This is a genomic window from Allobosea sp. LjRoot90, from assembly GCF_964254315.1.
Lineage (GTDB): Bacteria > Pseudomonadota > Alphaproteobacteria > Rhizobiales > Beijerinckiaceae > Allobosea.
Map to the genome: position 1 here is coordinate 652,502 of NZ_CAXUTF020000002.1, position 24,441 is coordinate 676,942.

The 24,441-nt window shown below is 66.8% G+C and carries 31 protein-coding genes and 1 tRNA gene; 12 read left to right on the plus strand and 20 right to left on the minus strand.

Annotation, left to right across the window (positions count from 1 at the left end; translation table 11 throughout):
* On the minus strand, positions 1-987 hold the full coding sequence (locus ACSQ3M_RS09815; RefSeq protein WP_436149869.1) for a Bug family tripartite tricarboxylate transporter substrate binding protein: 987 nt from the start codon (positions 985-987) through the stop codon (positions 1-3).
* Complete coding sequence (locus ACSQ3M_RS09820; RefSeq protein WP_436149870.1) at positions 920-2,122, minus strand: 4-oxalomesaconate tautomerase; 1,203 nt, start codon at positions 2,120-2,122, stop codon at positions 920-922. Before ACSQ3M_RS09820 ends, ACSQ3M_RS09815 begins: the two co-directional genes overlap by 68 nt.
* 91 nt (positions 2,123-2,213) lie before the next feature.
* Between ACSQ3M_RS09820 and ACSQ3M_RS09825 the strand changes: the two genes are divergently transcribed.
* A complete protein-coding gene (locus ACSQ3M_RS09825) occupies positions 2,214-3,128 on the plus strand; it encodes a LysR substrate-binding domain-containing protein (protein ID WP_436149871.1) in 915 nt (304 codons plus the stop codon).
* 2 nt (positions 3,129-3,130) lie between these two features.
* On the opposite strand, the gene ACSQ3M_RS09830 is transcribed toward ACSQ3M_RS09825, so the two are convergent.
* The gene (locus ACSQ3M_RS09830; RefSeq protein ID WP_436149872.1) at positions 3,131-3,928 is read right to left on the minus strand and encodes an undecaprenyl-diphosphate phosphatase; all 798 of its coding nucleotides are present in this window, start codon (positions 3,926-3,928) and stop codon (positions 3,131-3,133) included.
* Between the two features lie 241 nt (positions 3,929-4,169).
* Between ACSQ3M_RS09830 and ACSQ3M_RS09835 the strand changes: the two genes are divergently transcribed.
* The 3 genes from ACSQ3M_RS09835 to ACSQ3M_RS09845 are packed head-to-tail and all read left to right on the plus strand — an operon-like array spanning position 4,170 to position 6,861.
* The gene (locus ACSQ3M_RS09835) at positions 4,170-4,862 is read left to right on the plus strand and encodes a glutathione S-transferase family protein (protein WP_436149873.1); all 693 of its coding nucleotides are present in this window, start codon (positions 4,170-4,172) and stop codon (positions 4,860-4,862) included.
* Entirely contained in the window at positions 4,760-5,998 is a 1,239-nt protein-coding gene (gene queG / locus ACSQ3M_RS09840; RefSeq protein ID WP_436149874.1) for a tRNA epoxyqueuosine(34) reductase QueG, read from the plus strand. Before ACSQ3M_RS09835 ends, queG begins: the two co-directional genes overlap by 103 nt.
* Positions 5,995-6,861: an SDR family oxidoreductase gene (locus ACSQ3M_RS09845; protein ID WP_436149875.1), complete on the plus strand. Its 867-nt coding sequence runs from the start codon at positions 5,995-5,997 to the stop codon at positions 6,859-6,861. Before queG ends, ACSQ3M_RS09845 begins: the two co-directional genes overlap by 4 nt.
* Before the next feature lie 6 nt (positions 6,862-6,867).
* Here the strand turns inward: ACSQ3M_RS09845 and ACSQ3M_RS09850 are convergent, their stop codons facing one another.
* The 4 genes from ACSQ3M_RS09850 to ACSQ3M_RS09865 form a co-directional block, all read right to left on the minus strand.
* The gene (locus ACSQ3M_RS09850; protein WP_436149876.1) at positions 6,868-7,824 is read right to left on the minus strand and encodes a GNAT family N-acetyltransferase; all 957 of its coding nucleotides are present in this window, start codon (positions 7,822-7,824) and stop codon (positions 6,868-6,870) included.
* Positions 7,825-7,949: 125 nt separating this feature from the next.
* The gene (locus tag ACSQ3M_RS09855) at positions 7,950-10,046 is read right to left on the minus strand and encodes a response regulator (RefSeq protein WP_436149877.1); all 2,097 of its coding nucleotides are present in this window, start codon (positions 10,044-10,046) and stop codon (positions 7,950-7,952) included.
* Between the two features lie 106 nt (positions 10,047-10,152).
* Positions 10,153-11,691 carry a YifB family Mg chelatase-like AAA ATPase gene (locus tag ACSQ3M_RS09860; RefSeq protein WP_436149878.1) on the minus strand — a complete coding sequence of 513 codons (1,539 nt, stop codon included), beginning with the start codon at positions 11,689-11,691 and terminating at the stop codon, positions 10,153-10,155.
* A 397-nt stretch (positions 11,692-12,088) separates the two neighbouring features.
* Positions 12,089-12,409 (minus strand): hypothetical protein, encoded by a 321-nt coding sequence (locus ACSQ3M_RS09865; RefSeq protein WP_436149879.1) that lies wholly within the window; start codon positions 12,407-12,409, stop codon positions 12,089-12,091.
* Positions 12,410-12,571: 162 nt separating this feature from the next.
* Here ACSQ3M_RS09865 and ACSQ3M_RS09870 point away from each other — a divergent pair.
* Positions 12,572-12,661 (plus strand) — tRNA-Ser (locus tag ACSQ3M_RS09870).
* Positions 12,662-12,772: 111 nt separating this feature from the next.
* Entirely contained in the window at positions 12,773-14,083 is a 1,311-nt protein-coding gene (locus tag ACSQ3M_RS09875; protein ID WP_436149880.1) for a tyrosine-type recombinase/integrase, read from the plus strand.
* Positions 14,084-14,096: 13 nt separating this feature from the next.
* Here ACSQ3M_RS09875 and ACSQ3M_RS09880 read toward each other — a convergent pair whose 3' ends face one another.
* The 12 genes from ACSQ3M_RS09880 to ACSQ3M_RS09935 all read right to left on the minus strand — a co-directional run bounded on the left by ACSQ3M_RS09880 (position 14,097) and on the right by ACSQ3M_RS09935 (position 19,557).
* Positions 14,097-14,531, minus strand: coding sequence for a hypothetical protein (locus ACSQ3M_RS09880; RefSeq protein ID WP_436149881.1), 435 nt, complete (start codon positions 14,529-14,531; stop codon positions 14,097-14,099).
* Complete coding sequence (locus tag ACSQ3M_RS09885; RefSeq protein WP_436149882.1) at positions 14,528-15,337, minus strand: hypothetical protein; 810 nt, start codon at positions 15,335-15,337, stop codon at positions 14,528-14,530. The genes ACSQ3M_RS09880 and ACSQ3M_RS09885 overlap by 4 nt, the downstream gene beginning before the upstream one ends.
* Positions 15,338-15,387: 50 nt before the next feature.
* The gene (locus tag ACSQ3M_RS09890) at positions 15,388-15,600 is read right to left on the minus strand and encodes a hypothetical protein (protein ID WP_436149883.1); all 213 of its coding nucleotides are present in this window, start codon (positions 15,598-15,600) and stop codon (positions 15,388-15,390) included.
* Positions 15,600-15,983, minus strand: a complete 384-nt coding sequence (locus tag ACSQ3M_RS09895) for a DUF4031 domain-containing protein (protein ID WP_436149884.1) — start codon at positions 15,981-15,983, stop codon at positions 15,600-15,602. The genes ACSQ3M_RS09890 and ACSQ3M_RS09895 overlap by 1 nt, the downstream gene beginning before the upstream one ends.
* The gene (locus ACSQ3M_RS09900) at positions 15,980-16,282 is read right to left on the minus strand and encodes a hypothetical protein (protein WP_436149885.1); all 303 of its coding nucleotides are present in this window, start codon (positions 16,280-16,282) and stop codon (positions 15,980-15,982) included. Before ACSQ3M_RS09900 ends, ACSQ3M_RS09895 begins: the two co-directional genes overlap by 4 nt.
* Positions 16,275-17,384 (minus strand): DUF5131 family protein, encoded by a 1,110-nt coding sequence (locus ACSQ3M_RS09905; RefSeq protein ID WP_436149886.1) that lies wholly within the window; start codon positions 17,382-17,384, stop codon positions 16,275-16,277. The genes ACSQ3M_RS09900 and ACSQ3M_RS09905 overlap by 8 nt, the downstream gene beginning before the upstream one ends.
* Positions 17,377-17,556 carry a hypothetical protein gene (locus ACSQ3M_RS09910; protein WP_436149887.1) on the minus strand — a complete coding sequence of 60 codons (180 nt, stop codon included), beginning with the start codon at positions 17,554-17,556 and terminating at the stop codon, positions 17,377-17,379. Before ACSQ3M_RS09910 ends, ACSQ3M_RS09905 begins: the two co-directional genes overlap by 8 nt.
* Positions 17,553-18,044, minus strand: coding sequence for a hypothetical protein (locus ACSQ3M_RS09915; RefSeq protein ID WP_436149888.1), 492 nt, complete (start codon positions 18,042-18,044; stop codon positions 17,553-17,555). The genes ACSQ3M_RS09910 and ACSQ3M_RS09915 overlap by 4 nt, the downstream gene beginning before the upstream one ends.
* Complete coding sequence (locus ACSQ3M_RS09920) at positions 18,041-18,307, minus strand: hypothetical protein (protein WP_436149889.1); 267 nt, start codon at positions 18,305-18,307, stop codon at positions 18,041-18,043. The genes ACSQ3M_RS09915 and ACSQ3M_RS09920 overlap by 4 nt, the downstream gene beginning before the upstream one ends.
* Positions 18,308-18,488: 181 nt before the next feature.
* Positions 18,489-18,767, minus strand: coding sequence for a DUF2312 domain-containing protein (locus tag ACSQ3M_RS09925; protein WP_436149890.1), 279 nt, complete (start codon positions 18,765-18,767; stop codon positions 18,489-18,491).
* A gap of 2 nt (positions 18,768-18,769) precedes the next feature.
* Complete coding sequence (locus ACSQ3M_RS09930; protein ID WP_436149891.1) at positions 18,770-19,354, minus strand: hypothetical protein; 585 nt, start codon at positions 19,352-19,354, stop codon at positions 18,770-18,772.
* Entirely contained in the window at positions 19,354-19,557 is a 204-nt protein-coding gene (locus tag ACSQ3M_RS09935) for a hypothetical protein (RefSeq protein ID WP_436149892.1), read from the minus strand. The genes ACSQ3M_RS09930 and ACSQ3M_RS09935 overlap by 1 nt, the downstream gene beginning before the upstream one ends.
* A gap of 159 nt (positions 19,558-19,716) precedes the next feature.
* Here ACSQ3M_RS09935 and ACSQ3M_RS09940 point away from each other — a divergent pair, with 159 nt between their 5' ends.
* The gene (locus ACSQ3M_RS09940) at positions 19,717-20,433 is read left to right on the plus strand and encodes an HIRAN domain-containing protein (protein ID WP_436149893.1); all 717 of its coding nucleotides are present in this window, start codon (positions 19,717-19,719) and stop codon (positions 20,431-20,433) included.
* Here the strand turns inward: ACSQ3M_RS09940 and ACSQ3M_RS09945 are convergent.
* The gene (locus tag ACSQ3M_RS09945; protein ID WP_436149894.1) at positions 20,430-21,020 is read right to left on the minus strand and encodes a LexA family transcriptional regulator; all 591 of its coding nucleotides are present in this window, start codon (positions 21,018-21,020) and stop codon (positions 20,430-20,432) included. The two genes, ACSQ3M_RS09940 and ACSQ3M_RS09945, sit on opposite strands and share 4 nt — an antisense overlap.
* Positions 21,021-21,102: 82 nt before the next feature.
* Between ACSQ3M_RS09945 and ACSQ3M_RS09950 the strand changes: the two genes are divergently transcribed.
* The 5 genes from ACSQ3M_RS09950 (at position 21,103) to ACSQ3M_RS09970 (ending at position 24,436) form a co-directional block, all read left to right on the plus strand.
* Positions 21,103-21,372 carry a helix-turn-helix domain-containing protein gene (locus ACSQ3M_RS09950; RefSeq protein ID WP_436149895.1) on the plus strand — a complete coding sequence of 90 codons (270 nt, stop codon included), beginning with the start codon at positions 21,103-21,105 and terminating at the stop codon, positions 21,370-21,372.
* Positions 21,369-21,842, plus strand: a complete 474-nt coding sequence (locus tag ACSQ3M_RS09955; RefSeq protein WP_436149896.1) for a hypothetical protein — start codon at positions 21,369-21,371, stop codon at positions 21,840-21,842. Before ACSQ3M_RS09950 ends, ACSQ3M_RS09955 begins: the two co-directional genes overlap by 4 nt.
* Before the next feature lie 208 nt (positions 21,843-22,050).
* On the plus strand, positions 22,051-22,881 hold the full coding sequence (locus tag ACSQ3M_RS09960; protein ID WP_436149897.1) for a ParB N-terminal domain-containing protein: 831 nt from the start codon (positions 22,051-22,053) through the stop codon (positions 22,879-22,881).
* Positions 22,878-23,189, plus strand: coding sequence for a hypothetical protein (locus ACSQ3M_RS09965; RefSeq protein ID WP_436149898.1), 312 nt, complete (start codon positions 22,878-22,880; stop codon positions 23,187-23,189). Before ACSQ3M_RS09960 ends, ACSQ3M_RS09965 begins: the two co-directional genes overlap by 4 nt.
* A complete protein-coding gene (locus ACSQ3M_RS09970; RefSeq protein ID WP_436149899.1) occupies positions 23,168-24,436 on the plus strand; it encodes an MT-A70 family methyltransferase in 1,269 nt (422 codons plus the stop codon). Before ACSQ3M_RS09965 ends, ACSQ3M_RS09970 begins: the two co-directional genes overlap by 22 nt.
* Positions 24,437-24,441 lie beyond the last annotated feature (5 nt).

The window sequence follows — 24,441 nt, forward strand, 5'->3', positions numbered from 1 at the left end:
TCAGTTGATGGCGAGGCGGGCCTGCTTGATGATCCCGGCCCAGCGGCGCGACTCCGCCTCCATCATCGCCGTGAATTCCTCGGGCCTGTTGCCGATCGGCTCGGCGCCCTCGTTCTGCAGGCGCTCGCGGATGAGCGGACTGTTGATGGTCTCGACCGTCGCCACGCGCAGCTTTGCCGCGACCTCCTTCGGCGTGCCCTTGGGTACGACAAAGCCGTACCAGGCCGTCGCCTCGTAATCCGCCCAGCCGCTCTCGGCGACCGTGGGAACCTCCGGGAAGAGCTTGGCGCGCGCCTTGCCGGTCACCGCCAGCGCCTTGACCTTGCCGCCCTCGATCAGGCCGAGCACGGACGGCACGGTGGTGATCATGAAGTCGGAATTGCCGGCGAGCAGGTCGGTCAGCGCCGGCCCGGCGCCGCGATAAGGCACGTGCACGGCCTCGAACTGCGCCGTCTGCGCCAGCAGCACGGTCGCCAGATGGCTGGCGGAACCGTTGCCGGCCGAGCCATAGGTCAGCTTGCCCGAATTCTTTTGGCCGTAGGCGATGAGCTCGGCCAAGGTCTTGTGCGGCGAGTTCGGCGAGACGACCACGACGAGCGGCGCGGCCGAGATCAGCGTCAGCGGGTCGAAGGCGGTCAGCGGATCGACCCGAACATTCTTGAACAGATGCGGATTGACGACCATCGGGCCCTGATTGGCCATCAGCACGGTATAACCATCGGGCGAGGCTGCCGCCGCCTGGGCGGTGGCGAGATTGCCGCCGGCCGAGCCGTTGTTCTCGACCACCAGCGATTGGCCGAGCCGCTCGCCGACGCCCTGCGCGACGAGACGCGCGATCGCATCCGTGCCGCCGCCGGCGGCGTAGGGCACGAGCAGCTTCATCGGCCGATCCGGAAAAGCGGCCTGGGCGCGCGCGAGTTCAGGCAGGCAGGTGCTGGCCGCGGCGGCCGTGATCAGGCTGCAGAGATGGCGGCGCGTGATCGTCATGGGTCAGTTCTCCTCCCGTTTCCGCCCTCTCTGCAAGCGCGAGGATCGTGCTTGCGGGGACGATGACGTTTCCTTCGAAAATGCGGCGCGCGGTGCGCACCAGGCTCGCGCGGGTCACCTGACCGGCAGCGTCGAGCGAAAGATCGACCTGGATGGCGCCGCTCGGATGCTCGATCGTGACCAACGAGCCGGTCTCGGGGCTCAGCATCTCCGCGGCGACGCTGCCGGCGATCCGGCTCGCAGCGGCGACGCAGAGCGCACCGGTGACGGCATGGCTGCGATGGCAGCGGTCCGGCGTGAAATAGCGCGAGGTCAGGCTGCCGCCTCGGCGGGCCGGCGAAAGCATCCCGACTTTGGGAATGACCCGGCCGGTGACATCGCCGAGGCCCATGCGGCGGCCGGCCTCGCGGCGCAGCTGCTCTAACCGCACCAGCAGAGCGGCATCGGCATCGAGCTCGGCCGGCGTCTCGTCGCCAGCGAGGCCGAGATCGGCAGCGCGCAGCAGCAGCATCGGCGTGGCGTAGTCGACCAGCGTAACCGGGACGCCGTCGATCGCCTCGCGAGCGAGGCCGGTCGGCAGCAAAGCGCCGGTCTTCGAGCCGACGGCTTGAAGGAAGCCCAGCCTGATCGGCGCTGCCGTGCCGGCGACGCCGTCGATCGCGGTTGCGCCGTCATAGGTGACGATGCCGCCCGGCGTCTGCACGGCCGACTCGACCAGCGCGCCGGTATTGCTGTTATAGATGCGCACGATCGTCTCGCCGTCGACCGCGGGCACCAAGCCGGCCTCGATCGCGAAGGGGCCGACAGCGGAGAGCATGTTGCCGCAGTTAGGGCTGAGATCGACATGGGCGCGCTCGACCGCGACCTGGGCGAAGAGATAGTCGACATCGGCATCGGGCCGACTGGAGCGGCTGACGATCGCGACCTTGCTGGTCAGCGAATTGCCGCCGCCCAGCCCGTCGAGCTGGAGCAGATGCGGCGAGCCCATCGCGGCGAGCAGGACGCGGTCGCGGGCCGCCGGATCGCTCGGCAGGTCGCTTGCCAGGAAGAACGGGCCGCGCGAGGTGCCGCCGCGCATCAGCACGCAGGGGATGCGCAGGGCCTGAGCATGCGGAAGCTGGAAGGGAGCGGACAAGGGCGTCACTCGGCGATGGCGATGGCGATGGCCTGTCATCACAGATCCAATAATTGCTGTGAAATGCAGAGATCGACGCTATTAATGCGCTATGAGCATCAATTTCGAAGCCCTCGACCTGCGCGCCTTCATCTCGGTCGTCGAGCTCGGCGGCTTCCATCGCGCCGCCGAGGCGCTCAACATGTCCCAGCCGGCGTTGAGCCGCCGCATCCAGCGCCTGGAAGGCGCCGTCGGGGCAGCCCTGCTGGAACGGACGACGCGCCGCGTCGCGCTGACCATGGTCGGACGCGAGATGCTGCCGCTGGTCCGGCGCATGCTCGACGAGTTCGACACCTCGATCTTCGCCATGCGTGATCTTGGTGGGCGACGCGCCGGGCAGATCGCGCTCGCCTGCGTGCCGACCGCCGCCTTCTACTTCCTGCCCTCGGTGATCGCGCGTTTCCAGACACAGTACCCGAACATCCGCTTCCGCATCCTCGACCTCTCGGCCAATGACGGGCTGGAGGCGGTGGCGCGCGGCGAGGTCGAGTTCGGCATCAACCTGATCGGCGGCTCCGATGCCGAACTCAGCTTCGAGCCGCTGATGGAAGACCCGTTCGTGCTGGCGTGCCGGCACGATCATGCGCTCGCTTCAAGATCGACCCTGGGCTGGGGTGATCTCGAAGGTCACCCGCTGGTCACCGTCAGCCGCAGCAGCGGCAACCGCGCCATCCTCGACGCGGCGCTGGTCAAGGTCGGGGTCAGGCTCGACTGGTCGTTCGAGGTGACGCATCTTTCGACTTCGCTCGGGCTGGTCGAGGCGGGCTTAGGTATCTCGGTGCTGCCGAAGCTGGCGACGCCGGGCGAGAACCATCCGATCATCGTGACCCGGCCGATCCGCGATCCCGAGGTCTCGCGCACCATCGGCGTAGTCCGACGTCGCGGCGTCAAGCTGGCGCCGGCGGCAGAACGCTTCCTGGAGATGCTGCTCGGAACCTGGCGCGGGCCGTTGCCCGCTTCAGGCTGAGATCAGCCGAAGACCCAGAGTCCGGCGAGACCGGCCGAGCCGACGATGATCCGCCACCAGGCGAAGGGGGCGAAGCCGCGCTTCGAGACGAAGTCGAGGAAGCTACGGACCACGATCAGGGCCGAGATGAAGGCGGTGACGAAGCCGACGCCAATGAGCGCGACGTCGTTCGTCGTCAGCTCCTTGTAGTTCTTGAGCAGGTCGTAGGCGAAGGCGCCGGCCATTGTCGGCATGGCCAGGAAGAAGGAGAACTCGGCCGCAGCCCGCTTGTCGGCGCCGAGCAGCATGGCGCCGACAATGGTCGAACCGGAGCGCGAGACGCCCGGCACCATGGCAAGGCACTGGATGAAGCCGATCTTGAGATACATCAGCAGCGGGAACTTCGTCGCGTCGTGATGCTTCACCTCGAGTTCGAGTTCGTCGACGACGAGCAGGACCAGGCCGCCCGCGATCAGCGTCGTGCAGACCAGGAACGGGTTGAACAGCACGCCCTTGATGAAGCCATGCGCCAGCGCGCCGATCACGGCCGCCGGCAGGAAGGCGACGAGCACGCCGAGGACAAAACGCCGGGCGGAGGGATCGCTGCGCAGACGCAGCGCGATGTCGAGCAGGCGCCGGAAATAGACCAAGAGGATCGCCAGGATCGCACCGAGCTGGACCAGGATCTCGAAGGCCTTGCCCTTGGATTCGAAGCCGAGAAAATGCCCGAGCAGGAGCAGGTGGCCGGTCGAGGACACCGGCAGGAACTCGGTCAGCCCCTCGACCACGCCGAGCACGGCTGCGACGATCAGGTCATGCATGCGACGGGTCCTTCCGAGCCTTGCGGGTGCGGCGCAACAAAAGCGGGGCGCGCGCGTTAAAGCTATGGCGCACGGTCTTTGCAAATTGGTTACCAGATCGGCAAGGATTCCCGCGCAATCCGCCCCTTTTCCCGGTCCCGGGTTGTGAGGCTTAGCCGGCAGGCCTATACGGGGGCGCTCTATTGCGCCGCATCAGGCGCCTGCCTTCCCCCGCCGAACCTCCCCTTTTTCCAGCAGTTCGATGGCCACGCTTCACCATTACTCACTCTGCCCGCATTCGCGCTTCATCCGGCTCGCGCTCGGCGAGTTCGGCCTCGATGCCGCGCTGGTCGAGGAACGCGTCTGGGAACGGCGGCGGGAATTCCTCGAGCTCAATCCCGCCGGGACAACCCCAGTTTTGCGCGAGGATAGCGGGCTCGTCGTGCCGGGCCCGGGACCGATCGCCGAATATCTCGACGAGACGCGCGGGCTGGCGCTCGGCGAGCGGCGCCTCCTGCCCGAGGGACCGGGCGGGCGGATCGAAGTGCGCCGGCTGCTCGACTGGTTCAACATTAAGTTCAACGAGGAGATCACTGCTCCGCTCGTGCTGGAGAAGGTGATGAAGCGCTTCATGAACCGGGACGAGGGCGGCGGCCCGCCGGAAATGAGCGCGATCCGCGCGGCGCGCGGCAATGTGCGCTATCATCTGCGCTACATCGCCTGGCTGACGGCGAAACGGAACTGGCTCGCCGGCGACAATCTGAGCTATGCCGATCTCGCCGCGGCGGCGCATCTATCTTGCGTCGACTATCTCGGCGATGTGCCCTGGGACGAGGATGAGGCTGCCCGCGCATGGTATGCGAGGATCAAGTCCAGACCGAGCTTCCGGCCGCTGCTGAGCGACCGGATTCCCGGAATGGCGCCATCAGCCCATTACGACGACCTGGACTTCTGAGCGGCGACAAGCTCAAGGCCGCGATCGCCGCACGCGCCAAGGCCGAGGGCTTCGTGGTCATGCGCGTCACGCCCGTCGATGCGATTCCCGAAGCACCCGGGCGCCTCGCCGGCTGGCTGGATGCCGGCCATCACGGCGAGATGACCTGGCTGACGGAGCGCACGGCAGAGCGCGCCGACCCGGCGACGCTATGGCCGGCCGCGCGCTCGGTCGTCATGCTCGGCATGAGCTATGCCGGCGAAGGCGACCCGCTCGCCATCCTGGCGCAGCGCGACCGCGGCGCGATCTCGCTCTATGCCCGCCGGCGCGACTATCACGACGTGATCAAGGGCAAGCTGAAGAGCGTCGCCGGCGTGCTCGCGGCGCGCGGCGAGGCCGAGGTCAAGGTCTTCGTCGACACCGCCCCGGTGATGGAAAAGCCGCTGGCTCAGGCCGCCGGGCTCGGCTGGCAGGGCAAGCAGACCGTGCTCGTCTCGCGCCAACATGGCGCCTGGCTTTTCCTCGGCGCGATCTACACCTCGGCCGAGCTACCGCCGGACGAGCCAGAGCGCGATCATTGCGGCTCCTGCACGCGCTGCCTCGACATCTGCCCGACCAAGGCCTTCCCGGCGCCCTACCAGCTCGATTCGCGCCGCTGCATCGCCTATCTGACGATCGAGCATCAGGGCCATATCGAGCCCGAATTCCGCGAGGATATCGGCAATCGCATCTTCGGTTGCGACGACTGCCTCGCCGTCTGCCCCTGGAACAAGTTCGCCGAGGCCGCGCACGAGACGCGTCTGGCGCTGAAAGACGAGCTCGACGCGCTGCCGCTGGCGGAACTCGCCGCACTCGACGATGCCGCGTTCCGCCTGCTCTTTGCCGGTACGCCGGTGAAGCGGACCGGCCGCGATCGCTTCATCCGCAATGTGCTGATCGCGATCGGCAACAGCGGCGATCCGGCACTGGCCGCGAGCGCCGAAGCTCGGCTCGACGACGCCTCGCCGCTGGTCAGGGCAATGGCGGTTTGGGCGCTCGGGCAGCTTTCGCCGGCCCGCGCCGCCGAACTCGCACCGGCAAGGCTGGCGCGGGAAACCGACCCCGACGTCCGGGGCGAATGGGCTCGTCTCGATCCGAACGAACTGGAACCTGCATGAAGCTCGTCATCTTCGGCCTCGGCTATTCGGCCGGGTTCTTCGCGCGCGCCGCTCTGGCGAAAGACTGGGACGTCACCGGCACGGTGCGCTCGGCAGAGAAGGCCGGCGAGCTCAGCAAGGAAGGGCTGCACACATTGGTCTTCGGCGGTTTCGCCGTATCGACGCCGCTCGCCAAGATACTCGCCGAGGCGGATGCGGTCCTGGTCTCGGCCCAACCCGACGAGAGCGGCGACCCGGTTCTCGGCGCGCTCACTGAGAAGCTCGCTGCGGCCGAGAAACTGCGTTGGATCGGCTATCTCTCGACCATCGGCGTCTATGGCGACTATGGCGGCGCCTGGATCGACGAGAGCGCGCAATGCCGGCCGACCAGCCGGCGCTCGCGCCAGCGACTGGAGATCGAGCAGGACTGGCTCGACTTCGGCGCGAACAGCGGCAAGGCGGTGCAGATCTTCCGCCTGTCGGGCATCTACGGCCCGGGCCGCAATGCGATTACCAAATTGCAAGCTGGCACTGCCAATCGGCTGATCAAGCCCGGCCAGGTCTTCAACCGCATCCATGTCGACGATATCGCCGGCGTCCTGATGGCGTCGCTCGATAAGCCGCGCCCCGGCGCTGTCTACAACGTCACCGACGACGAGCCGGCGCCGCCGCAGGATGTGATCAGCTTCGCGGCCGAGGTGGCCGGGCTCGTGCCACCGCCGGAAACACCGTTCGACCCTGCAAAGCTCTCCCCGATGGCGGCGAGCTTCTACAGCGAAAACAAGCGGGTCTCGAACGCGCTGGTGAAGCGCGAACTCGGCTATGCCTTCCGCTACCCGGATTACCGCCAGGCGCTGCGCGACCTCGCGGCGGCGGGGGAATAGCCGGCGTCAGGCGGCGTAGCGCTGGCCTTCGTCGCCGTAATAGTCGCGATAGCGCTGGTCGATCTCGGCCACGGGCAGGATCACCAGCACGTCGGTAGTGCTGAACTGCCGGTCGATCACCGCGCCGGCGCCGAAGCGGGCGCCGATGCGCAGATAGCCCTTGACCAGTGGCGGCAAGGTCTTCAGCGCCGCCTTGGCGTCGATCATGCCCGCCGGCAGCCGGTCCATCGCGACATGACGCTCGGAATTGGCGGCGACGCGCCATTGCCCCTGCGCCGTGGCGTGATGGTGCAGGAAGGAGAGCGGCAGCGCCAGCAGGTCGGGGTCGACGCCGTCGAAACTGGCGCAGCCAAACATCGCGTCGATGCGGTGATGGCGGACATAGGCCCAGATGCCGTGCCAGAGCAGCTCGACCGTCTTCTTGGTGCGATAGGGCTGCAGCACGCAGGAGCGGCCGAGCTCGAGGAAGCGCATTTCGGGATGACGCGCGATCAGCGGCGCGATGTCGAATTCGCCCTGCGTGTAGAAGCCGCCGAGCTTGGCGGCGGAATGCTCTCGCATCAGCCGGTAAGTGCCGACGACCTTGGGTTTGATGCCACCGAAACGGCCGCGCGCCGCATGGTCGATGACGAGGAGATGGTCGCAGGAGGCGTCGAAGCGGTCGGCGTCGCGCCGGAACATGCGCGAGACCACGTCGGGCTTGGCCGACATCTCCTGGTAGAAAACACGGTAGCGCAGGCGTTGCGCCCGCCAGATCTCGCGCGGGCCGCGGGCCAGCCTGACTTCGAGCGAGCCGGAGCGGCCGAGCGTGCCGGACAGGGCATCAGGACCGGGGAAACCAAAGCCGCCAAGTTGCTTGCCGGCCGCAAACAGGTTGGACGGCGAGAAGCGCTGCAACAGGGCCTGGCCGGCCGGTTTCTGCTTTGCCGGCTGACGAAGACCCGGAAAAACGTCGCGCTCCATTGACGGTCTGTCCCTCTGCGATCCCAAGTCGGCACATGACATCCCTGCGCCGATGGTCTTACGAGATCGCGACAAAACTACGTCAGAGCGATGACGAAGCCAACCTCCAGAGCACGCGAACTGGTTCAGGCGGAGAGCAGCTGCGCCGTTCGCAGGTGCGAAATACGGTCGATCCAACCACGCAACTGCTCGCGCGAGAGCGGTTTAGCCAGGCAATCGTCCATGCCGGCGGCAAGCGCCTGCTGGCGGTCCTCATCCGCGGTATTGGCGGTGACGGCGAGAATCGGCAGCCGGCCGGCGCCCAGCGCCGCTTCCACGGTGCGAATCCGGCGCGCGACGGCCAGCCCGTCCTGAACCGGCATGCGGATGTCGAGAAGGACGAGATCGAACCCCTGCCCTGCCCCACCGAGAGTGGCCTCGACGAGGCGAGCGGCCTCGCCGCCATCGCGCGCCCAGACCGCCGCGCAGCCGAGTCTTTCCAGGGTACGCGTCAACAGCAGCGCATTGATCTCGTTATCTTCGGCGACGAGAACCCGCAGGCCGGCACCCGGCGGCTGCAGCGAAGGATCGGCTGCAGGGGCCGCAATCGCCACGCTCTGCGAGCGCTCCACTGGATCGAGCCGAATCTGCAGTGAGCGAGCCCGGATCGGCTTGACGAGAAAGCCGCTGAAGCCGGCCGCATAGGGCGAGCCGAAGCTGCGGCGCTCGGCCGGCGCCAGCATGATCACGATGTCGGCGACGCCGGCCCGCCGCGCCGCGGCCGCCAGCGCCTGGACCTCGCCACCCGGGAGATTGCTGTCGACCAGCACCGCGGACAGGGCCGAATCATCGGTCAGCGCGGCCAGGGCCTGCGTGTGATCGCCGGCCAGCCGGACATATGCTCCATTCCGTTCGAGATCGGTCGCGATATGCGCGGCGCTGAACGGAGACGACGAGGCGACCAGGATGCGCCTGCCCTGCCAGTCCAGTGAGGCGCTCGGTGTGGTTGCGACCGCGTCGATCCGCAGCGGCAGGATCAGCCGGAACAGCGCACCACCGCTCTTGCGGTTGCTTGCCTCGATATCCCCGCCCATGGCACGGGCGAGCCGGCGTGCGATGGCGAGGCCTAGACCCGTCCCGGCCTGCTCGCGATGCCCGGTCATCCCGCCCTGCTCGAACTCCTCGAAGATCGTCGTCAGGCGCTCCACCGGGATGCCCGGACCGGTATCTGCGATGGCGATGACGAATTCGCCGCCGGCGGCGTCCGCCTCGATGCCCACGCCCCCCTCATGGGTGAACTTCACGGCGTTGCCGACGAGGTTGAGCAGGATCTGGCGCAGCCGCTCGGCGTCGCCGACGAGCCGTTGCGGCACATCCGATCCGAGCAGGGCGGAGATCTCGACGCCCTTGGCCTGGGCGCGCGGCGCCATTAACTCGGTGACGTCCTCGATTAACGCGGCAGGATCGAACGGGGTATCGACAAGCTCGAGCTTGCCGGCCTCGACCTTGGCGAAATCGAGGATGTCGTCGACAAGGCCGAGCAGCGCCTCGCCCGATGTCCGCAGCGCCTTGACATAGGTCGCCTGCTCCGGGTCGAGCCTGGTATCGCCGAGCAGATCGGCCATGCCGAGAATGCCATTGAGCGGGGTGCGGAACTCGTGGCTGACGGTCGCCAGGAAGCGCGACTTGGCAGCACTGGCCTCCTCCGCCTTGCTGCGCGCCTCCTCCAGGGCGGTTTCGGCAGCGATGCGCCCGCTGATCTCGCGGCCGACACGCTGCAGCACGGTTTGTCCCGCAGCGACCGGGACGACCGTCTCGACCCAGGACAGCCAACGCTCGCCGCCGTCCGTCTCGATGCATTCGTCGAAAACGCGAGCCCCGCCCGGTAGCGCCTGCACGGGCCGGGCGCTGCGCACGCGCGGCTGCTCGCTACTGCCGACAGCCTCAGCCTCGCTCTTGCCGATGAGCGCCGCATAGGCGGCATTGGCGTAGATGATCCGGCCCTCGCTGCGGCGCACGATCAGATCGCCCTGCGCCTCGATCAGGCTGCGATAGCGCTCCTCGCTGTCGGCAAGCTCCCAGAGCCGATCGCTCAGCTTCTCGACATCGCGCGTCAACGCCTTCGCCTGCCGCGTGACCTGCTGGCGCTCCCGCAGCAGCCGGAGCGCGACGAAGGCGCAGGCCATGGCCGAAGCAACGGCAGCGCCTGCCAGCAAAGCGAGTGGGGACAGCGGCTCGATCATCCCATCCGATCTAGCATCCACCCTCTTGAGAAAGCGTTCGCCCCATCCGCGAGGATGCGAAACGGTTTGAATGGTTTCGTTAACCTTTCAGCATGGATTGGGGCGATCAGGCGGCCTGCGCTGCCTGGTCGATGCGCGAGCGATAGGACAGCGCCTCGGCGAGATGGATGCGCCCGAGCTGCTCTTCGCCATCAAGGTCGGCGAGCGTGCGGGCGACCTTGAGCACGCGGTGATAGCCGCGCGCCGTCAGCCGCATCGCATCGGCGGCGCTGCGCAGGAGCGCGAGCCCGGATGCATCCGGCCGCGCGACATCGTCGAGCAGGGCCGCAGGGCAGCGCGCATTGGTCGTGCCGCCCGGAAGTCCAAGCGCGGCATAGCGCACCGACTGGCGAGCCCGGGCTGCCGCAACCCGGGCGGCGACCTCAGCCGAGCCTTCAGCGGCGGCAGGCAGGATGAGGTCGGCCGCCGTCAGCGCCGGCACCTCGATGGTGATGTCGATCCGGTCGAGCATCGGTCCGGAGATCTTGGCCTGATAGCCCGCCATGCAACGCTCATTGGGCCGGGTACGGCAGGCATAGCCCGGCTCGGTCGCCTTGCCGCAGCGGCAGGGATTCATCGCGGCGATCAGCTGGAACTTCGCCGGATAGAGCGCGCGGTGGTTGGCGCGCGAGATCAGCACCTCGCCAGTCTCCATCGGTTGGCGCAGCGCATCGAGCGCCTGCGCCTGGAACTCCGGCAACTCGTCGAGGAACAGCACACCGTGATGCGCGAGCGAGATCTCGCCCGGCTTCGCCTGCAGGCCGCCGCCGACGAGCGCCGCCATCGAGGCCGAATGATGCGGCGCGCGGAAAGGGCGCCGGTCTGTCAATTCGCCATCGGCGAGATGGCCGGCGACCGAGAGCACCATCGAGACCTCGAGCAGTTCGCGCGGATCGAGCGGCGGCAGGATCGACGGCAGACGGCTTGCCAGCATCGACTTGCCGGCACCAGGCGGGCCGTTCATCAAGAGGTTGTGGCCCCCGGCCGCGGCGATCTCGAGCACGCGCTTGGCGCTCTCCTGGCCCTTGATCTCGCGCAGATCAGGTAGCAATCCGCTTTGGCGAGCGACGGCGGGCTGCGGCCGGGCCATCACCTGCGTGCCCTTGAAATGATTGGCGAGCTGGATCAGCGAGCGGGGCGCGAGGATATCGAGGTCACGCGCCGCCCAGGCCGCTTCCGGTCCGCTGGCTGCCGGGCAGATCAGCCCCTGCCCTCGGGCATAGGCCGCGATCGCCGCCGGCAGCACGCCGGCAACCGGCGTTATCGAACCGTCGAGAGCAAGCTCGCCGAGCACGGTATAGCCGGCGAGCGCATCAACCGGGATCGCCCCGATCGCCGCCATGACGCCGAGCGCGATCGGCAGGTCGTAATGGCTGCCCTCCTTGGGCAGGTCGGCAGGGGCGAGGTTGACGGTGATGCGCTTGGCCGGCAGCGCCAGCCCCGAGGCGATCAGCGCGGCGCGCACCCGCTCCTTGCTTTCGCCAACCGCCTTGTCGGGCAGGCCGACCAGGATGAAGGCGACGCCGCCCGGCGTCACCTGGACCTGGACATCGACGGCGCGTGCCTCGATGCCCTCGAACGCCACCGTCGCGACCCGCGTCACCATCTATTCGCCACCCCGACCCCGCGCAGTAACGCTAACGGAAGCGCGCTATGGTTGCAAGAACAGATAGGGAACTTTTGCGGCGACAGGCGAGACTGAGTTGGGCCATCCATCATCGTCCAGACAGGCTTGCGGTCGCAGCAGGCCATATCGTTGCCCTGGCGCATACCCTGCGCCTGGTTGGGGCTCTCCCAGAAGAGCGTGAGCAGATCCTCATAAGGGATGTCGTCGGATCGAAGGCGACGAGCACGACCTCATTGCGGCCGGGCAGCGCCTCGCCCGCTGCGGGCATGCCGGTCTTCTTGCGCAGAAAGAACATGGCGCCGTGCTGACTGGCAACGGACGCGAATAGAGGTGTTGCCCCATGCGAACGCCCAGCGCCGCCCTCGCGGAGGCCGCTTCACCGTCGCGTGACGATGCCGAACTCGGGTTTGCGCGCAGCACCGAGCCAGAGCAGCAGGAAGCCGAGCAGCAGCCCGGCCGCCGCTGTCGGCACCTGCAATGCATGCAAGAGCACCGGGTCCCAGAGCATGGGATGAAGATTCCGCTCGACGGCCGGCTGCAGCAGGCGGAAGCGTTCGCCGACGAGCGTCAGCAAGGTCTCGCCGAGCGGCGTGAAACGCAGGAGCGAATTGGCGATCGAGCGCGCCCCGTCGGTTAGCAGCGTGACGAATCCGCCCGCAACGAGGACATAGCCCAGCATCCTGACGAGAAAGCGCAATCCGTCCCCCGATTCCCGCGATGACCGGCACTGACGCGGCCGGCCCGCATGTGTCCCCTCACCCGGAGCATTGCAACGGCAAAGGACAATTGGGTGCAACCCCGCCGGGCTGCGGCATTAGGCCTTGAAAGAAGCGCGCGCGGAGGCCATAAGCGGCGCGCCGGACAGGTGGCCGAGTGGTTGAAGGCGCACGCCTGGAAAGTGTGTATACGGGAAACCGTATCGCGGGTTCGAATCCCGCCCTGTCCGCCATTCAAAAACCCCTTAAACCATTGATACTATTCACCAAAACCGTTTCAGCTTGACCTTTTTTCCCGATTTCGTGTAACAAATCGCGCTACTTTTCGTGTAATGGCGGGCGCGATGAACGGCTTTCTCGGCAAGCGCGACGGGTGGTGGCATTATGTGCGCCGGGTGCCCGCAGTCTATGCCCAGCACGATACGCGCGGCATCGTCAGGCAGTCGACAAAGATCCGAATTGCCGACGATCCACGCGGAATCGCCGCCGCGAAAGCCGCCGCCAAGATCAATGCCGAGACCGAAACCTACTGGCGCGGGCTCTTCCTCGGCCGGCCCGACGAGGCGCAGCAGCGCTATGTGGCGGCCCGCCAGTTCACGCGCGCGCTCGGCTACGACGCCTTACCGGCAGCCGAACTTCTGCAGCGGCCGGCCGAAGAGATCGTCGCGCGCGTCAACGCGATCCAGGCGCGCGGCATCAAACCGGGATCGGACGCAGCCGAGGCCGTGCTCGGCCTGGTCGTCCCTCCTGCCCTCAAGCTCTCCGGCCTCGTCAGCGCCTTTGAGGCGACGCAGCGCGCCACCCTGTCCAGCAAATCCGAAAACCAGCTGCAGCGCTGGCGCACCACCAAGGAACGGGCCGTCAATTTGCTGATCGAGATCGTCGGCGACCTGCGCGTCGACGGGCTCGGCCGCTCGCATGCGCTCGACTACCGGGATCATTGGCAGGACCGGATCGACGCCGACGAGGTCGAGATCGACACGGCAAACAAGGCAATCGGCCATCTCAACAAGATGTGGCGCGAGCTCAACCGGCTCCGCCGGCTCGGCCTCGATCCGGTTTTTGCGGAACTGCGCCTCGAGGGCGGCGGCGTCGGCCAGCGCGCGGCCTATGAGGCTCCTTACGTCCAGAGCGAGCTGATGAAGCCGGGAGCCTTCGGCGAGCTCAATGACGAGGCGCGGCGCCTGATCTTCCTGATCGCCGACACGGGCTTGCGGCTCTCGGAAGCGGTCAATCTCCGGCCGGACACGATCAGGCTCGGCCACGCCGTGCCGCATGTCGCCGTCGAGCCCGACGGGCGGCAGATGAAGACGGACGATTCGCGCCGCACGATCCCGCTGGTTGGCGCGGCGCTGGCGGCGATGAGGAAGCAGCCGGACGGCTTCCCGCGCTATCGCGACAAGGCGAGCGCGCTGTCGGCGCTGGCCAACAAACTGCTGCACGACAAGAAGCTGCGCCCGACGCCGCGGCACACGATCTATTCGCTGCGGCACTGTTTCGAGGACAGGCTGACGGCGGTCGAGGCGCCGGAAAAGCTGATCGCCGCGCTGATGGGCCACAAATACAGCCGGCCGAAATATGGCGCCGGGCCGAGCCTGGAACAGAAACGCGAATGGCTGCAGCGGATCGCCTTCACTGCGCCTGACGACGTTTAGAGGCTCCCCAATTCTAGTTGTCCAGTCTCAATAGCCGTATTCTGACCTCCGCCATCTCAAGCGGAGAGAGGTCACTTTTCATGCTTTCAAGAACCTCATGAGTTATTGCCATGACCTCTCGAAAAGCAGATAACTCTCGTCGATCTAGGCGCCTATACACAAGATAGCTCATCCCGAAAGCCGCGTAATTGACCGCGATAAACAACCCGGCAATCGCAGCAAAGAAACCTGCCGATACATTCGCTACTCCTTGGATCGTAACAACGACTACGATACTAGAGACGGCAGCGATTATAGAAAATAGGAAGCATAACCCTGCGATATTGATAAATTGGCGTCGTAATTTCGCACGTTGATTTTGCACAGCCTCGGCGAGTCCAATTAAATCGGAATAAGCTCGACGATCTCTTGCCTTTTGTTCTTCAGTCTTTTCAGAGTAGAATGTCATGACTGACACATCTCGCCCATCTTCTTGACCAACTGCGCCAGGTAATGATCGCGAGCCGCACTATCAAGGCTGCTTTTTGTCGCGACGCCATTCCACGTAAAGTCGCGAAGTTCGGAACACACCGGCAGCGCATCCCATTCAAAATTATCTGAGCCGACCTGCCTTTGCAGTTCGTTTAGCGCCCTGGCGAAGGCGCTATCGCCATGTGGCGAATAGTAATTTTTGTATCGATCAATTTCGGGGTGAAAGAGGTCGACTTTTGTCACTGCTACGAGGAGCCATTTTGGCGCCTCGCTTTCGGACTTTGTATGCCGTAACAGAGAGACAAGCTCTTCCAGATAGCGAATTTCGGCTCCGAGACTGAGCTCGCGCCATTTATCCAATGTATCGTAACCCGCCCCAATGTTCGCTCGTTCGGCCTCAGCATTTCTTAGGGTCACGAAGCCAGCGCCTGCCACGAAAATAACTCCGTCGACAGCATCTTCCGGATCAAACACAGTGTTGAAGGTGTCGACCTTCGGCCCGCCTTGTCCGGGTGCCACGACCAAAGCGAGGCGATTGCCTAGGCTCTTGGCGCCACCGAACTCCGCCTTCCGCGATTGGCCCGGTGCCTCGTATCCTTCCTCCTGTGCCTTGCCGGTCAAATGATCAAGCAGCACGGACTTTCCGATGCCACCTGGCCCAACGATTGCGATTTTGGATTTCGGACCGAGAACTTTATTGAGGAAGGCCTCCCACAAGTTCAGCGCAGATTGCCGATTCTCGTAAAGTTCCTTAGCTGCAGGCAAAAGCCACTCGACCGCCATCCGACCCTCGCCACTTGCGTCCCCGCCAGACTGCCATCCGCAAGTTAAGATCATAACACCGCGGCGGTCATCGCGCGCGCCTTAGCTTGCTCAAGGATCGCGCGGGCGCGCGCGACCGGATCCTGCCGGTTCGCCAGCTTGTCGCGGCCGGCGAGCACCTTGTCGAGGAAGGGGGCGAAGCGCTCGCCATGCACGACGACGCATTCGGCGAGGTAAAGCACCGCCGCGTCATAGTCCTGCAAGGTGAGCGCGGGGGCGGCCATCAGTCGATAGCCTCGGCTGCTGCAATCTGGCGCTGCAGGCGGGTGTGCTCGATCTGGCGCAGCTTGCGCGTGGCGAGTTCGATCAGGACCTCGTCGCCGCTGGCGATATGAAGTCGCGCGACATGCTCGGCCGGGCCAAACATATCAGTCAGCACAGCGCCGGCGGCGATCGCCTTCGCCTTCATGCCGAGAGAGATATCGAAGTGCACCCATGACGCATTCCGGTGCTTGCCAAAACTCAGCGTCGGATGGCCCTGAATCCACTTGCGCGCGACGCCGATGCGATTGGCCATGGCGAGCAGCTCGGCCTCGGTATCGGCCCATAGATGGCACATGACCATGCGGCCGAACTGGTGGCGGACGTCGTCGACGAAGACGGTCATGCCCGCCCCTCCGCCTGATTCCGCAGGAGGCGGCGCGCCCATGCCAATTCGCTCCAGTTGTCGCGAATGGCGTTCTTCAGATCGCTGGCGACCTTCTCGATGCAGGCCTCCGCTTCGGGGATGGTGTCCACAGACATGCCCACGATCTCGGCGAGCAGGTCCATTGTCGCCGCCATGCTGTCGCCGATCTCGAACTTGCCGCCGATCGCCTGCTGAAGCGCCCGGTGCGCCTGGTCGCGCTCCGGCGTGATCGTCGTGCGAACGGGTGGGTGCACCTTGCGCCTCTTCGCCTCACCCATGACGCGCCTCCGGCATGGCGTTGTGCTGGACGCCGTCGAGCATCCGGCCGGCGTACTTCTTGCCGGCCCGGTTCAGCATGCAGCCTGCGCCGCCGTGCTCGTCCATGTGCCCATGGCCGATCGTGCCGTCAGGCCATGCGACCTCGCCGATACCTGAACCTTCCGACCATTCGACGGAAGGAAGGTACTGGGGTGGTGGCGCCCACTCGCCCCATTGCTTGAAGAAGAAGGCGGTACCAGCGGCGGCGCACTGGTCGCGGATCTGGCGAGCCCAGTCGGGATGCATCGGGCGGGCGCCCTGGCCGCTCTCGCCGCCGACGATGATCCAGTCGAGCTTGGCCGAGTGGTACCGGTAATCGTCCGGCTCAGCAGGGTCGCGGAGGAAACTCTGGTGAGTGTAGTTGATGGCGTCGCGGTACAGTGGTGAACGGAAATCGATCGGCCCGAGCAGCGGCTCGGCGCTGACGAAGCGGACCGCCGCCGGCGTCGCCAGTAGATCGGGAATGCGCTCGTCGGCGCGGCGCTGGTCTTCTGCGCTGACGCCAAGCCAGACATTGCGGAGGGGCCAGCGATTCTGCGTTGGGTTCACATGCGAGAGGGCGATCGGGATGGAGCGGCGCTCCGTATCGGCGAGGGCGATGACGGCGCGTGCGATCGGCCCCCCGCCCTCGTCGTCGGCGGCGACAAGCAGCTCTTCCCGCTCTGCCATATACGCCCGCATCCGCGCCGCGCGCTTGGTCAGCACCTGGTAGGTGTGCTGCGGCGTCAGCGCCATCACGGCGAAGATGCGGTCGATCCACTCGTCGGGCACGAAGTCGGCGAACAGGTCCGTCATCGAGCAGACGAAGATCATGCGCGGCTTCTTCCAGCGCAGCGGCGCGAGCAGCATCGCTTCGTCGAGGAAAAGCTCGATCTCGCCGGCATGGCCGGGCTTGAACGGCAGGCCGGTGCCGAGACGCTTGTTCATGCCCTCGGCGTAGCAATGGACACAGCCGGGCGTGGCATGGGTGCAGTGCCAGCCGACCTTGCCGGTCGCCTTGTGCTTGGCGCGGACCGGCGTCCAGCTGGCATCGGTCCATTCGATCCTGCTGTGGTCAGCCATGGGGGCGCTCCGTGACGTCGCCGTATTCGAGGGCGTGAGGGTCCGGCACTGTGCCGCGCGCCGGGCGGTCGAGCAGCCTGGCCAAGCAGAAGCCGGCCAAGACGGCGAGCAGCAGGATGAAGCCGAGCGCCGGATCGAGCGGCGGCAGCTGGGCGTCGAGCCAGGCGATCATTGGCCGGCCTCCGAACGCTCGATCGCGGCGCGCTCGTCATCGGTCACGCAATAGTTGCAGGCCGCTTCGTCGCCGATTGCGTGAGCGTTGGACGCGTCACTTTCATCGCCGCAGCGGCAACAGGTGTGGCCGAGCCCCGCCCTGATCCAGTCGCCGGGTGTCGGCGCGAAGTTTCCGTCCATCTCGGGGGCACGATGCGCCTCCGCGTAGCCATTCATGCAGGCATCGCACATGCCGCATCGGCCGTCCGGCTCGGGATCCTCGCAGCCGTCGCTATAGCCCTCGTCGGCGAGCCAGCGTCCAACCGCTGCCTCGGCCGTTTGGGCGTGGACGATCCGCCAGTTAAACTGCTCCGGCGTTCCGACTGCCCATGCCGGCAGCTGCTTCGGCGCCGCCAAGACTGGAGCCGCTAGCGCGGGCATACCCGGCAGTGCAGCAGAGCCGGCCGTGACGGCAGCCGCCGCCAGCAGGAAGCGACGCGTCATCATGGCATTTGCTCCGTCGGTGAAGTGGCGGCGGCCGCTATCTGCAGATGCCCGACGATCAGGCCCTGCTGCTGGCCGGCGAGGTTGTGCTTGATCGGCCAGGCGGCATCGCCGGCGCCTTCCCAGCCCATCGCCTCCCAGCCCGCATGGCTGTGCCAATGCAGCAGGAAAGTGTTGCCATGCGCGTCGCGGCCGATGAAATCGCCGGTCGCGCCGTTGGGCGGCAGGCCCTGCGTGAAGGTGGTGGAGAGCGGACGGGCGCTCATGAGGTCAGGACTCCCATAATCAGAGCGTGCTCTGTGAGGTTGTCCGGCATTCGTCGGCCATAGTTCGCGGTGCATCGCCCGCAGAGCGCGGACCAGAGTTCCATGTTGTTGACAGCCCAGGCCTGACGCGTGCGAAGGCGGAGCAGCAGACTCTTCATGAACGTCTCGCGATCTTGCGGGCTCATGCGCTCTCGCCCACGGCCTGCAGATAGAGATCGAGGATCGCCGCTTCTTCCTGGCGTTCGCTGAGATCGCGTTTCCGGAGGGCCACGACCTTGCGCAGGATCCGGGCGTCGTAGCCGTTGGCTTTCGCCTCGGCGTAGACCTCCTTGATGTCGTCGGAGATCGTCTTCTTCTCCTCCTCCAGCCGCTCGATGCGCTGGACGATGGATTTGAGCTGGTCGCCCTGGACGGGGTCGCCGCCGGTATCGTGGTTCTCGGCGTTTCTGGGATAGGCCATGGTCAGCGCCTCCGCTCGAGCAGGAGCGTCCGGACGGCGTCGCGGCGCTCGCCGAGGCTGCCCGCGAGGCGCGTCAGCGTGGCGATGCGCGCCGTGATGCGCTCATTGTCGCGGATGGCGAGCGTGATCTCGTCGCGGGCCTGAATGATGCGCGGGCCGATCCGGGCGGCAATCGCCGCAAGCTCGGTGAATTCCTCGCGGATCGCCGCGAGCGCCTCGTCGAAGCGCTCGATGGTGACCTCGGCCGGCGCCGGCAGGCGCGGCAGCCGGGCATGCATGCCGCCGGCCTGCGCATAGGCGCTCTCCCCGGCGGCGGTGAGCATGGCGCACCAGCGCGTTTCGTTGGCGCCCTCATAGCTGGTGGCCTGAGCCCAGCCGCGGCGCTCCAGCGCCTCGATCGTCTGGTCGGCGATAGCAGCTTCGGCCCGCTCGCGGCTGCGCCAGGTTCCGACCTGCGCCGTCGCCTTGCGCGGCCCGCTCATGAAGAGCGGGCCGAAATGCAGGTAGCCGAGCGCGAGGCGCATCGGCAGGGATGGCCGCTCGGACGCGGCGGCGCTGCGCGGCGCCAGGGCGACCACGGCGCCCATCAGTGACGGACCTTGCCGCTGCGTCGGGCGATCTGCTTTGCCGCCTCGAAGTGCGTGTCGATCTGCTCGCCGGTGAAATCGAGCAGGAGGTCATCGCGGGTCACGCCGCCGGCGGAGGCGGCGTGCGCGGTGATGAAATCGGCCATCTGCGCCGGAACGGACCGTTCGGCGGGGCGGGCGGCGGTGCTGGGGGATGCGGACACGGGCGTGCTCCATCGGGTTGCGATGGGTAGCGGCATAACATTACCCGTTTCGGGTAGTCAACCCGTAACGGGTAATTTTGCCCAAAGTGCAATCCAGCATAGTCTCACGCCGGGGTTGAGACGGGGGCTGGCGTGGAACTGGTTATTTTCTGGGTGATCATGGCGATCGTCACTGCCATGGTCGCATCGTCGCGTGGCCGCTCGGCCTTGGGGTTCTTCTTCTACGGCCTACTGGTCTGGCCGATTGCGCTTACCCATGCGCTGCTGTCACCGAAGCCTTCAGAACAGTCTTCGCCAGGCTACGCGCCGGGTCCTGCCGGAGCGCCGCGCGCCTTCGTTCCGCACGGGCTGATCGGCGAGCGGCCGTTCCGGCAGAACAACGACGGGACGATTACCGCGCTGATCGATGGACGCGAGGTGCTCTTCCCGGATCGCAGGACTGCGGCTTCGGCCCTCGGTGGTGAACTGAAGGCGCATCTCGACATGCCGGTCGTGGAGAGCGATTTCGACGACGATGACGAGACCGCCGGCCACCCGGCGGGGCGCAGCTATCCGTCATTCGTGGCCGGACTTTCGCACAGCGTGCGTTGGAAGGGCTCTACCCGATCACGCTCGCGCTATGCGGTGGTTGAAATCCGGCCCGGCGACCGGCTCGAAGTGGTCCGGACGCCCGACCATCCCGACGATCCCGGAGCCGTAGCCCTTTCGCATAACGGGTTCCCGCTTGGCTTCGTCCCTCGCCGCCATGCGTGGGTAGGGCAGGCATTAGACGAGGGAGACGTGATCCAGATCGTCGTCGACACGGTGGCGCCGAGCCGCGAGAATCCGCAGATCACCTTCATCGGCACTCGGGTCCATGTCCTGGCGGATGGCTAGCGCGCCATGGTCAGGACGTAGCGGTAGGCGCTCTGCAGCTCGACCTCCTGCGGCGGCGCGTTGTGGCTTTCCAGCACCCACAGGCCGGGCTTGGGCGACCGCCTGAGCATCTTGATCATGCGGTCGCCCTCGAGCGTCTCGACGATGCAGTAGCGGTTGAGTTCGTCGGCCGGGCGGCGCGGCTCGCGGCGATAGACGATGATGTCGCCATCGATCCATTTCGGCCATTGCGATTCGCCGCGCACGACAAGCGCGCCGAGGCCGGCCGCATCGGGCAGTTCGATCTCGCCGACGGCATCGGCGCCGGAGGTATCGCCGATCTGCTGGACGGTCGCGCCGGCCCCGACCGAGCCCATGATCGGAATGCTCCTGACACCCCCTTTCATGTCGCCGATGCCATCTACCAGCCAAGCCTTCGAGACATGGAAGAAGCGCGCATAGCGCGCTCCGGCGCGGGACAGGCCCTTTTCGCCGTTCTCATGCGCCGAATAGGTCGAATAGGCCACGCCCATCGCCGCCGCAGCCTCGGCGGCGGTGTCATAGTTCGCCGCCTTTCGTGCGGCCTTGAGCCGGTCATGTGTTTCCATGACCATATTGTACCGTTTCGGGTAACCCGAAACGGGTAGAATGCCTTGACGTCTATTACCCGTTTCGGGTATTGCGACAGTCATGGACATCGACTTCACCCCTCGAACCGTACGCATCCGACGCGCGCTCGGGCTGTCGCAGCCCGAATTCGCCGTGCGCCTCGGCGTGTCGCAATCCACCGTCAGCCGTCTCGAACTCGGGCAAGCCGAGACCGGGCCGATCTCCCGGCTGCTTGACCTGTTCGAAGCGGATATCGCGCCCACGCCAACCCCCAAAGCCGAACCTAGCAGGGCTGCCTGCGCGGCGCCGCGTGGAAACCGCACCCGGCTTTCCACCGAGGCGGCGCGATGAGCCGGGCGAAGGATACCGACTTCTATCGTCTCAAGGCGGCTATGTCCGACCTGATGGCGCGCTGCGGCGGGCTTGCCCGCTCTGCTGCCCTGGTCGGTCTGTCGACGGCGATGATGGGCAAGGTCAACGACCGCGAGGACGTCGCCTTTTTGTCGATCGACGCCAAGCTTCGCCTAGAGCGCGAATGCGGCGCGCCGCTCGTCACTGCCGTCGAGGCCGATCTGATCGGCTGTCGGCTGGAGCGCAACGGACCCATGCCTACCGCGCCTGATGGCTGCGCGCTCTCCGCCCATGCCGCTGTGATGCAGGAGGTCGGCGATCTCTGCAGCGCCTTTGCGCATGCGCAGCGCGACGGCCGCTACTCGCGCACCGATGCCGCAACCGTTGGGCGCGAACTCGCCGAGCTGCGCCGGGCGATCGAGAGTTTCGAACGCGTCCACGCCGCCGTGATGGCGGGAGGCGCCGCATGAGCGCCTGCTCCGCATGCCGCGGTCGCGGCTTTCGCATCGTGACGCAGGACGGCACGCGCCCGGCCTGCATTACCTGCGGCGGCTCCGGCCGCATCTCATCTCCCCCTCCGGCTGCCGCGGCGGCGGCCGGACACCTGCCGCCGGCCCGCGCCCCCTCCCTGCGCGGCCGGCGGCCTTTCCCTTTCAACCCCGAGCGAAAGTCCCAGCCATGCGGATGATCGACGCCAAGACCCTAGGCAAGATCGAGCGGCCGGAGAGCTTCGGCCCGGCCTGCCAGATGCAATGGCTCAAGATCGTGCTGCTGCGGGTCGATCCGCTCTATCAGCGCGAGATCAGCGCCAAGGGCCGGCGCAACGTCCGCACCATCGCCGAGCAGTTCTGCTGGGCGAAGTTCGCGCCCGTCGTCGTCGCGCCGCTCCCCGGCGGGCTCTTTGCCATCGTCGACGGGCAGCACCGCACCACCGCGGCGGCGGCGCTCGACCTGACCGAAGTGCCCTGCGTCATCGTCCAGGCCGATCCCGGCGCGCAGGCGCAGGCCTTCCGGGCGATCAATGCCCAGACCACCCGCGTCAGCACCGTGCAGCTCTTCCGCGCCGCCGTCGTCGCCGGCGAGCCGGAGGCGCTCGCGGTCGAGGCCATGTGCGAGGCCGCCGGCTGCTCGATCAGGCGCTCGCCGACCGGGCTTTCGCTGATGAAGCCAGGCGAGACGCTCTCGGTCGAGGCGCTGCATCGGCTGGCGCGCGAGCCGAAGGCGCTGGCGCAATGCGTCCTGCGCGGCCTGCGCTCCCAGCATATCGAGGGGACGAACCTGATCCGCTCGGTGATCCTCGACGCGCTACGGCTTGCGCTCGCCGATCATCCGGCCTGGTGGCGCAATGAGTCGGCCTTCATCGCTGCGCTCGACGAGATCGAGATCGAGGTGGAATGGCGCTCGGCCATGGCGCGCAAGGCGCGCGAGCCGAAGCTCAGCTCTGTCGACGCGCTCTATGCCCGGCTCGTCACCGCCCTCGGCAAGCAGCTCGCGGGAGCGGCGGCATGAGGGCAACCGCTCCCGATCCGACAGGGGAAGCGCTGGCCTGCTGCAATTGCGGGGTGGTCGCGCCGATGGTGCGGCTGCCGGTGTCGTCGCTTGCACCCGGAGAGCTCGCGAGCAGCGGCCTGTGGCTGTCGACGGCGGCTGTGCTCGACGCGGCGGCCACAAGCCTGATCGACCAGACCAAGGGTCGGGGCCGCTTCAACCAGGCGCAGGCCAAGGCGACCGCCGGGACGCTGCGCGAAGCCGCGGCCGAAATCCGCGCCAACCTCGCCTTGGAGGAGATGACGGCATGTCAGGTCCAGCTGGGCTGAGCTTCCACTCGCTCGCCAACCTCTTCCCCCTCATCGAGGGCGAGGCCTTTGCCGATCTCGTCGGCGATGTGCGGGCCCATGGCTTGCGCGAGCCGATCGTGCTGCTCGATGGCGAGATTCTCGACGGGCGCAACCGCTACCGCGCCGGCCTCGCGGCCGAGCTTTTCGAGCCGCAGCCTTCGCGCCGGGCACTGAAGCTCTGGTTCCGCGAGCATGACGATGCGCAGGACGGCGCGCCGCTCGCCTTCGTGCTGTCGCGCAACCTGCACCGGCGGCACCTCAGCGAGAGCCAGCGGGCGATGGTCGCGGTCAAGCTGGAAGGGTTTCGCCATGGCGGCGTGCGAGCCGGCGAGCAAGATGCAGATTTGCAGCTTGCCCCGCTGACGCGGGCCGAGGCCGCCGATATCGCCAAGGTTTCGCCGCGCTCGGTCGCCTTCGCCCGCGTCGTGATCGACCAGGGCGTGCCGGAGCTGGCGCGCGAGGTCGAGCAGGGCGGCATGGCCGTTTCGCTCGCGGCGGAGCTGGCGCGCCTGCCTGTCGCCGATCAGCGCGAGCTGATCCGCGCCGCCGATCCGCAGGCGCTCTACACGGTGATCAAGGAAGATCGCGACCGCCGCACCGCCCTGAAGAAGGAGCGCCGGGCGGAAAAGGAAGAGCAGCTCGGCGAGAAGATCGCGAACAGCAACGCCGCGCTCGTCGCCGCCGGAGCTTCCGGCAAGCACTATGGCGTCATCTACGCCGATCCGGAATGGGACCACGAGACATGGTCCGAGGCCGGGAAAGATCGGGCTGCCGCGAACCATTATCCGGTGTCGCCAATCGAAGCGATCATGGCGCGGCCGGTGCAGGACATCGCCGCGAAAGATTGCGTTCTCTACCTCTGGTCGACGGTCCCGCACGAGCGGCAGGCTCATGCCGTGATCGAAGCCTGGGGCTTCAAATACGTCTCGCAGATGACCTGGCCGAAGACCGGCGGCGCGCCGGGCACCGGCTACTGGTCCCGTGTCGACCACGAGATCCTGCTGATCGCAACGCGCGGCAGCCCGCCCTGCCCGGCGCCGGGAACGCAGGTTTCCTCGGTGATCGATGCGCCGGTCAAGGGCCGGCACAGCGAAAAACCAGCCTGCGTGCGCGAGATGATCGAGCGCTATTTCCCGACCCTGCCGAAGATCGAGCTCAACGCCCGCGAGGCGCATGAGGGCTGGGATAGCTGGGGCGCGGAAGCGCCGGAAGGCGCGGTGGCGTGATGAAT

Coding starts and splice junctions, on each gene's coding strand:
- ACSQ3M_RS09945 (WP_436149894.1), bottom strand. CDS start 21,020: ATGGAAACACATGACCGGCTCAAGGCCGCACGAAAGGCGGCGAACTAT.
- ACSQ3M_RS09835 (WP_436149873.1), top strand. CDS start 4,170: ATGGCCACGCTTCACCATTACTCACTCTGCCCGCATTCGCGCTTCATC.
- ACSQ3M_RS09860 (WP_436149878.1), bottom strand. CDS start 11,691: ATGGTGACGCGGGTCGCGACGGTGGCGTTCGAGGGCATCGAGGCACGC.
- ACSQ3M_RS09965 (WP_436149898.1), top strand. CDS start 22,878: ATGAGGGCAACCGCTCCCGATCCGACAGGGGAAGCGCTGGCCTGCTGC.
- ACSQ3M_RS09830 (WP_436149872.1), bottom strand. CDS start 3,928: ATGCATGACCTGATCGTCGCAGCCGTGCTCGGCGTGGTCGAGGGGCTG.
- ACSQ3M_RS09885 (WP_436149882.1), bottom strand. CDS start 15,337: ATGGCGGTCGAGTGGCTTTTGCCTGCAGCTAAGGAACTTTACGAGAAT.
- ACSQ3M_RS09875 (WP_436149880.1), top strand. CDS start 12,773: ATGAACGGCTTTCTCGGCAAGCGCGACGGGTGGTGGCATTATGTGCGC.
- ACSQ3M_RS09960 (WP_436149897.1), top strand. CDS start 22,051: ATGCGGATGATCGACGCCAAGACCCTAGGCAAGATCGAGCGGCCGGAG.
- ACSQ3M_RS09910 (WP_436149887.1), bottom strand. CDS start 17,556: ATGATCGCCTGGCTCGACGCCCAGCTGCCGCCGCTCGATCCGGCGCTC.
- ACSQ3M_RS09970 (WP_436149899.1), top strand. CDS start 23,168: ATGTCAGGTCCAGCTGGGCTGAGCTTCCACTCGCTCGCCAACCTCTTC.
- ACSQ3M_RS09855 (WP_436149877.1), bottom strand. CDS start 10,046: ATGATCGAGCCGCTGTCCCCACTCGCTTTGCTGGCAGGCGCTGCCGTT.
- ACSQ3M_RS09850 (WP_436149876.1), bottom strand. CDS start 7,824: ATGGAGCGCGACGTTTTTCCGGGTCTTCGTCAGCCGGCAAAGCAGAAA.
- ACSQ3M_RS09905 (WP_436149886.1), bottom strand. CDS start 17,384: ATGGCTGACCACAGCAGGATCGAATGGACCGATGCCAGCTGGACGCCG.
- ACSQ3M_RS09890 (WP_436149883.1), bottom strand. CDS start 15,600: ATGGCCGCCCCCGCGCTCACCTTGCAGGACTATGACGCGGCGGTGCTT.
- ACSQ3M_RS09930 (WP_436149891.1), bottom strand. CDS start 19,354: ATGGGCGCCGTGGTCGCCCTGGCGCCGCGCAGCGCCGCCGCGTCCGAG.
- queG (WP_436149874.1), top strand. CDS start 4,760: ATGGTATGCGAGGATCAAGTCCAGACCGAGCTTCCGGCCGCTGCTGAG.
- ACSQ3M_RS09895 (WP_436149884.1), bottom strand. CDS start 15,983: ATGACCGTCTTCGTCGACGACGTCCGCCACCAGTTCGGCCGCATGGTC.
- ACSQ3M_RS09925 (WP_436149890.1), bottom strand. CDS start 18,767: ATGGCCTATCCCAGAAACGCCGAGAACCACGATACCGGCGGCGACCCC.
- ACSQ3M_RS09880 (WP_436149881.1), bottom strand. CDS start 14,531: ATGACATTCTACTCTGAAAAGACTGAAGAACAAAAGGCAAGAGATCGT.
- ACSQ3M_RS09940 (WP_436149893.1), top strand. CDS start 19,717: ATGGCGATCGTCACTGCCATGGTCGCATCGTCGCGTGGCCGCTCGGCC.
- ACSQ3M_RS09920 (WP_436149889.1), bottom strand. CDS start 18,307: ATGAGCGCCCGTCCGCTCTCCACCACCTTCACGCAGGGCCTGCCGCCC.
- ACSQ3M_RS09815 (WP_436149869.1), bottom strand. CDS start 987: ATGACGATCACGCGCCGCCATCTCTGCAGCCTGATCACGGCCGCCGCG.
- ACSQ3M_RS09845 (WP_436149875.1), top strand. CDS start 5,995: ATGAAGCTCGTCATCTTCGGCCTCGGCTATTCGGCCGGGTTCTTCGCG.
- ACSQ3M_RS09955 (WP_436149896.1), top strand. CDS start 21,369: ATGAGCCGGGCGAAGGATACCGACTTCTATCGTCTCAAGGCGGCTATG.
- ACSQ3M_RS09950 (WP_436149895.1), top strand. CDS start 21,103: ATGGACATCGACTTCACCCCTCGAACCGTACGCATCCGACGCGCGCTC.
- ACSQ3M_RS09825 (WP_436149871.1), top strand. CDS start 2,214: ATGAGCATCAATTTCGAAGCCCTCGACCTGCGCGCCTTCATCTCGGTC.
- ACSQ3M_RS09915 (WP_436149888.1), bottom strand. CDS start 18,044: ATGATGACGCGTCGCTTCCTGCTGGCGGCGGCTGCCGTCACGGCCGGC.
- ACSQ3M_RS09900 (WP_436149885.1), bottom strand. CDS start 16,282: ATGGGTGAGGCGAAGAGGCGCAAGGTGCACCCACCCGTTCGCACGACG.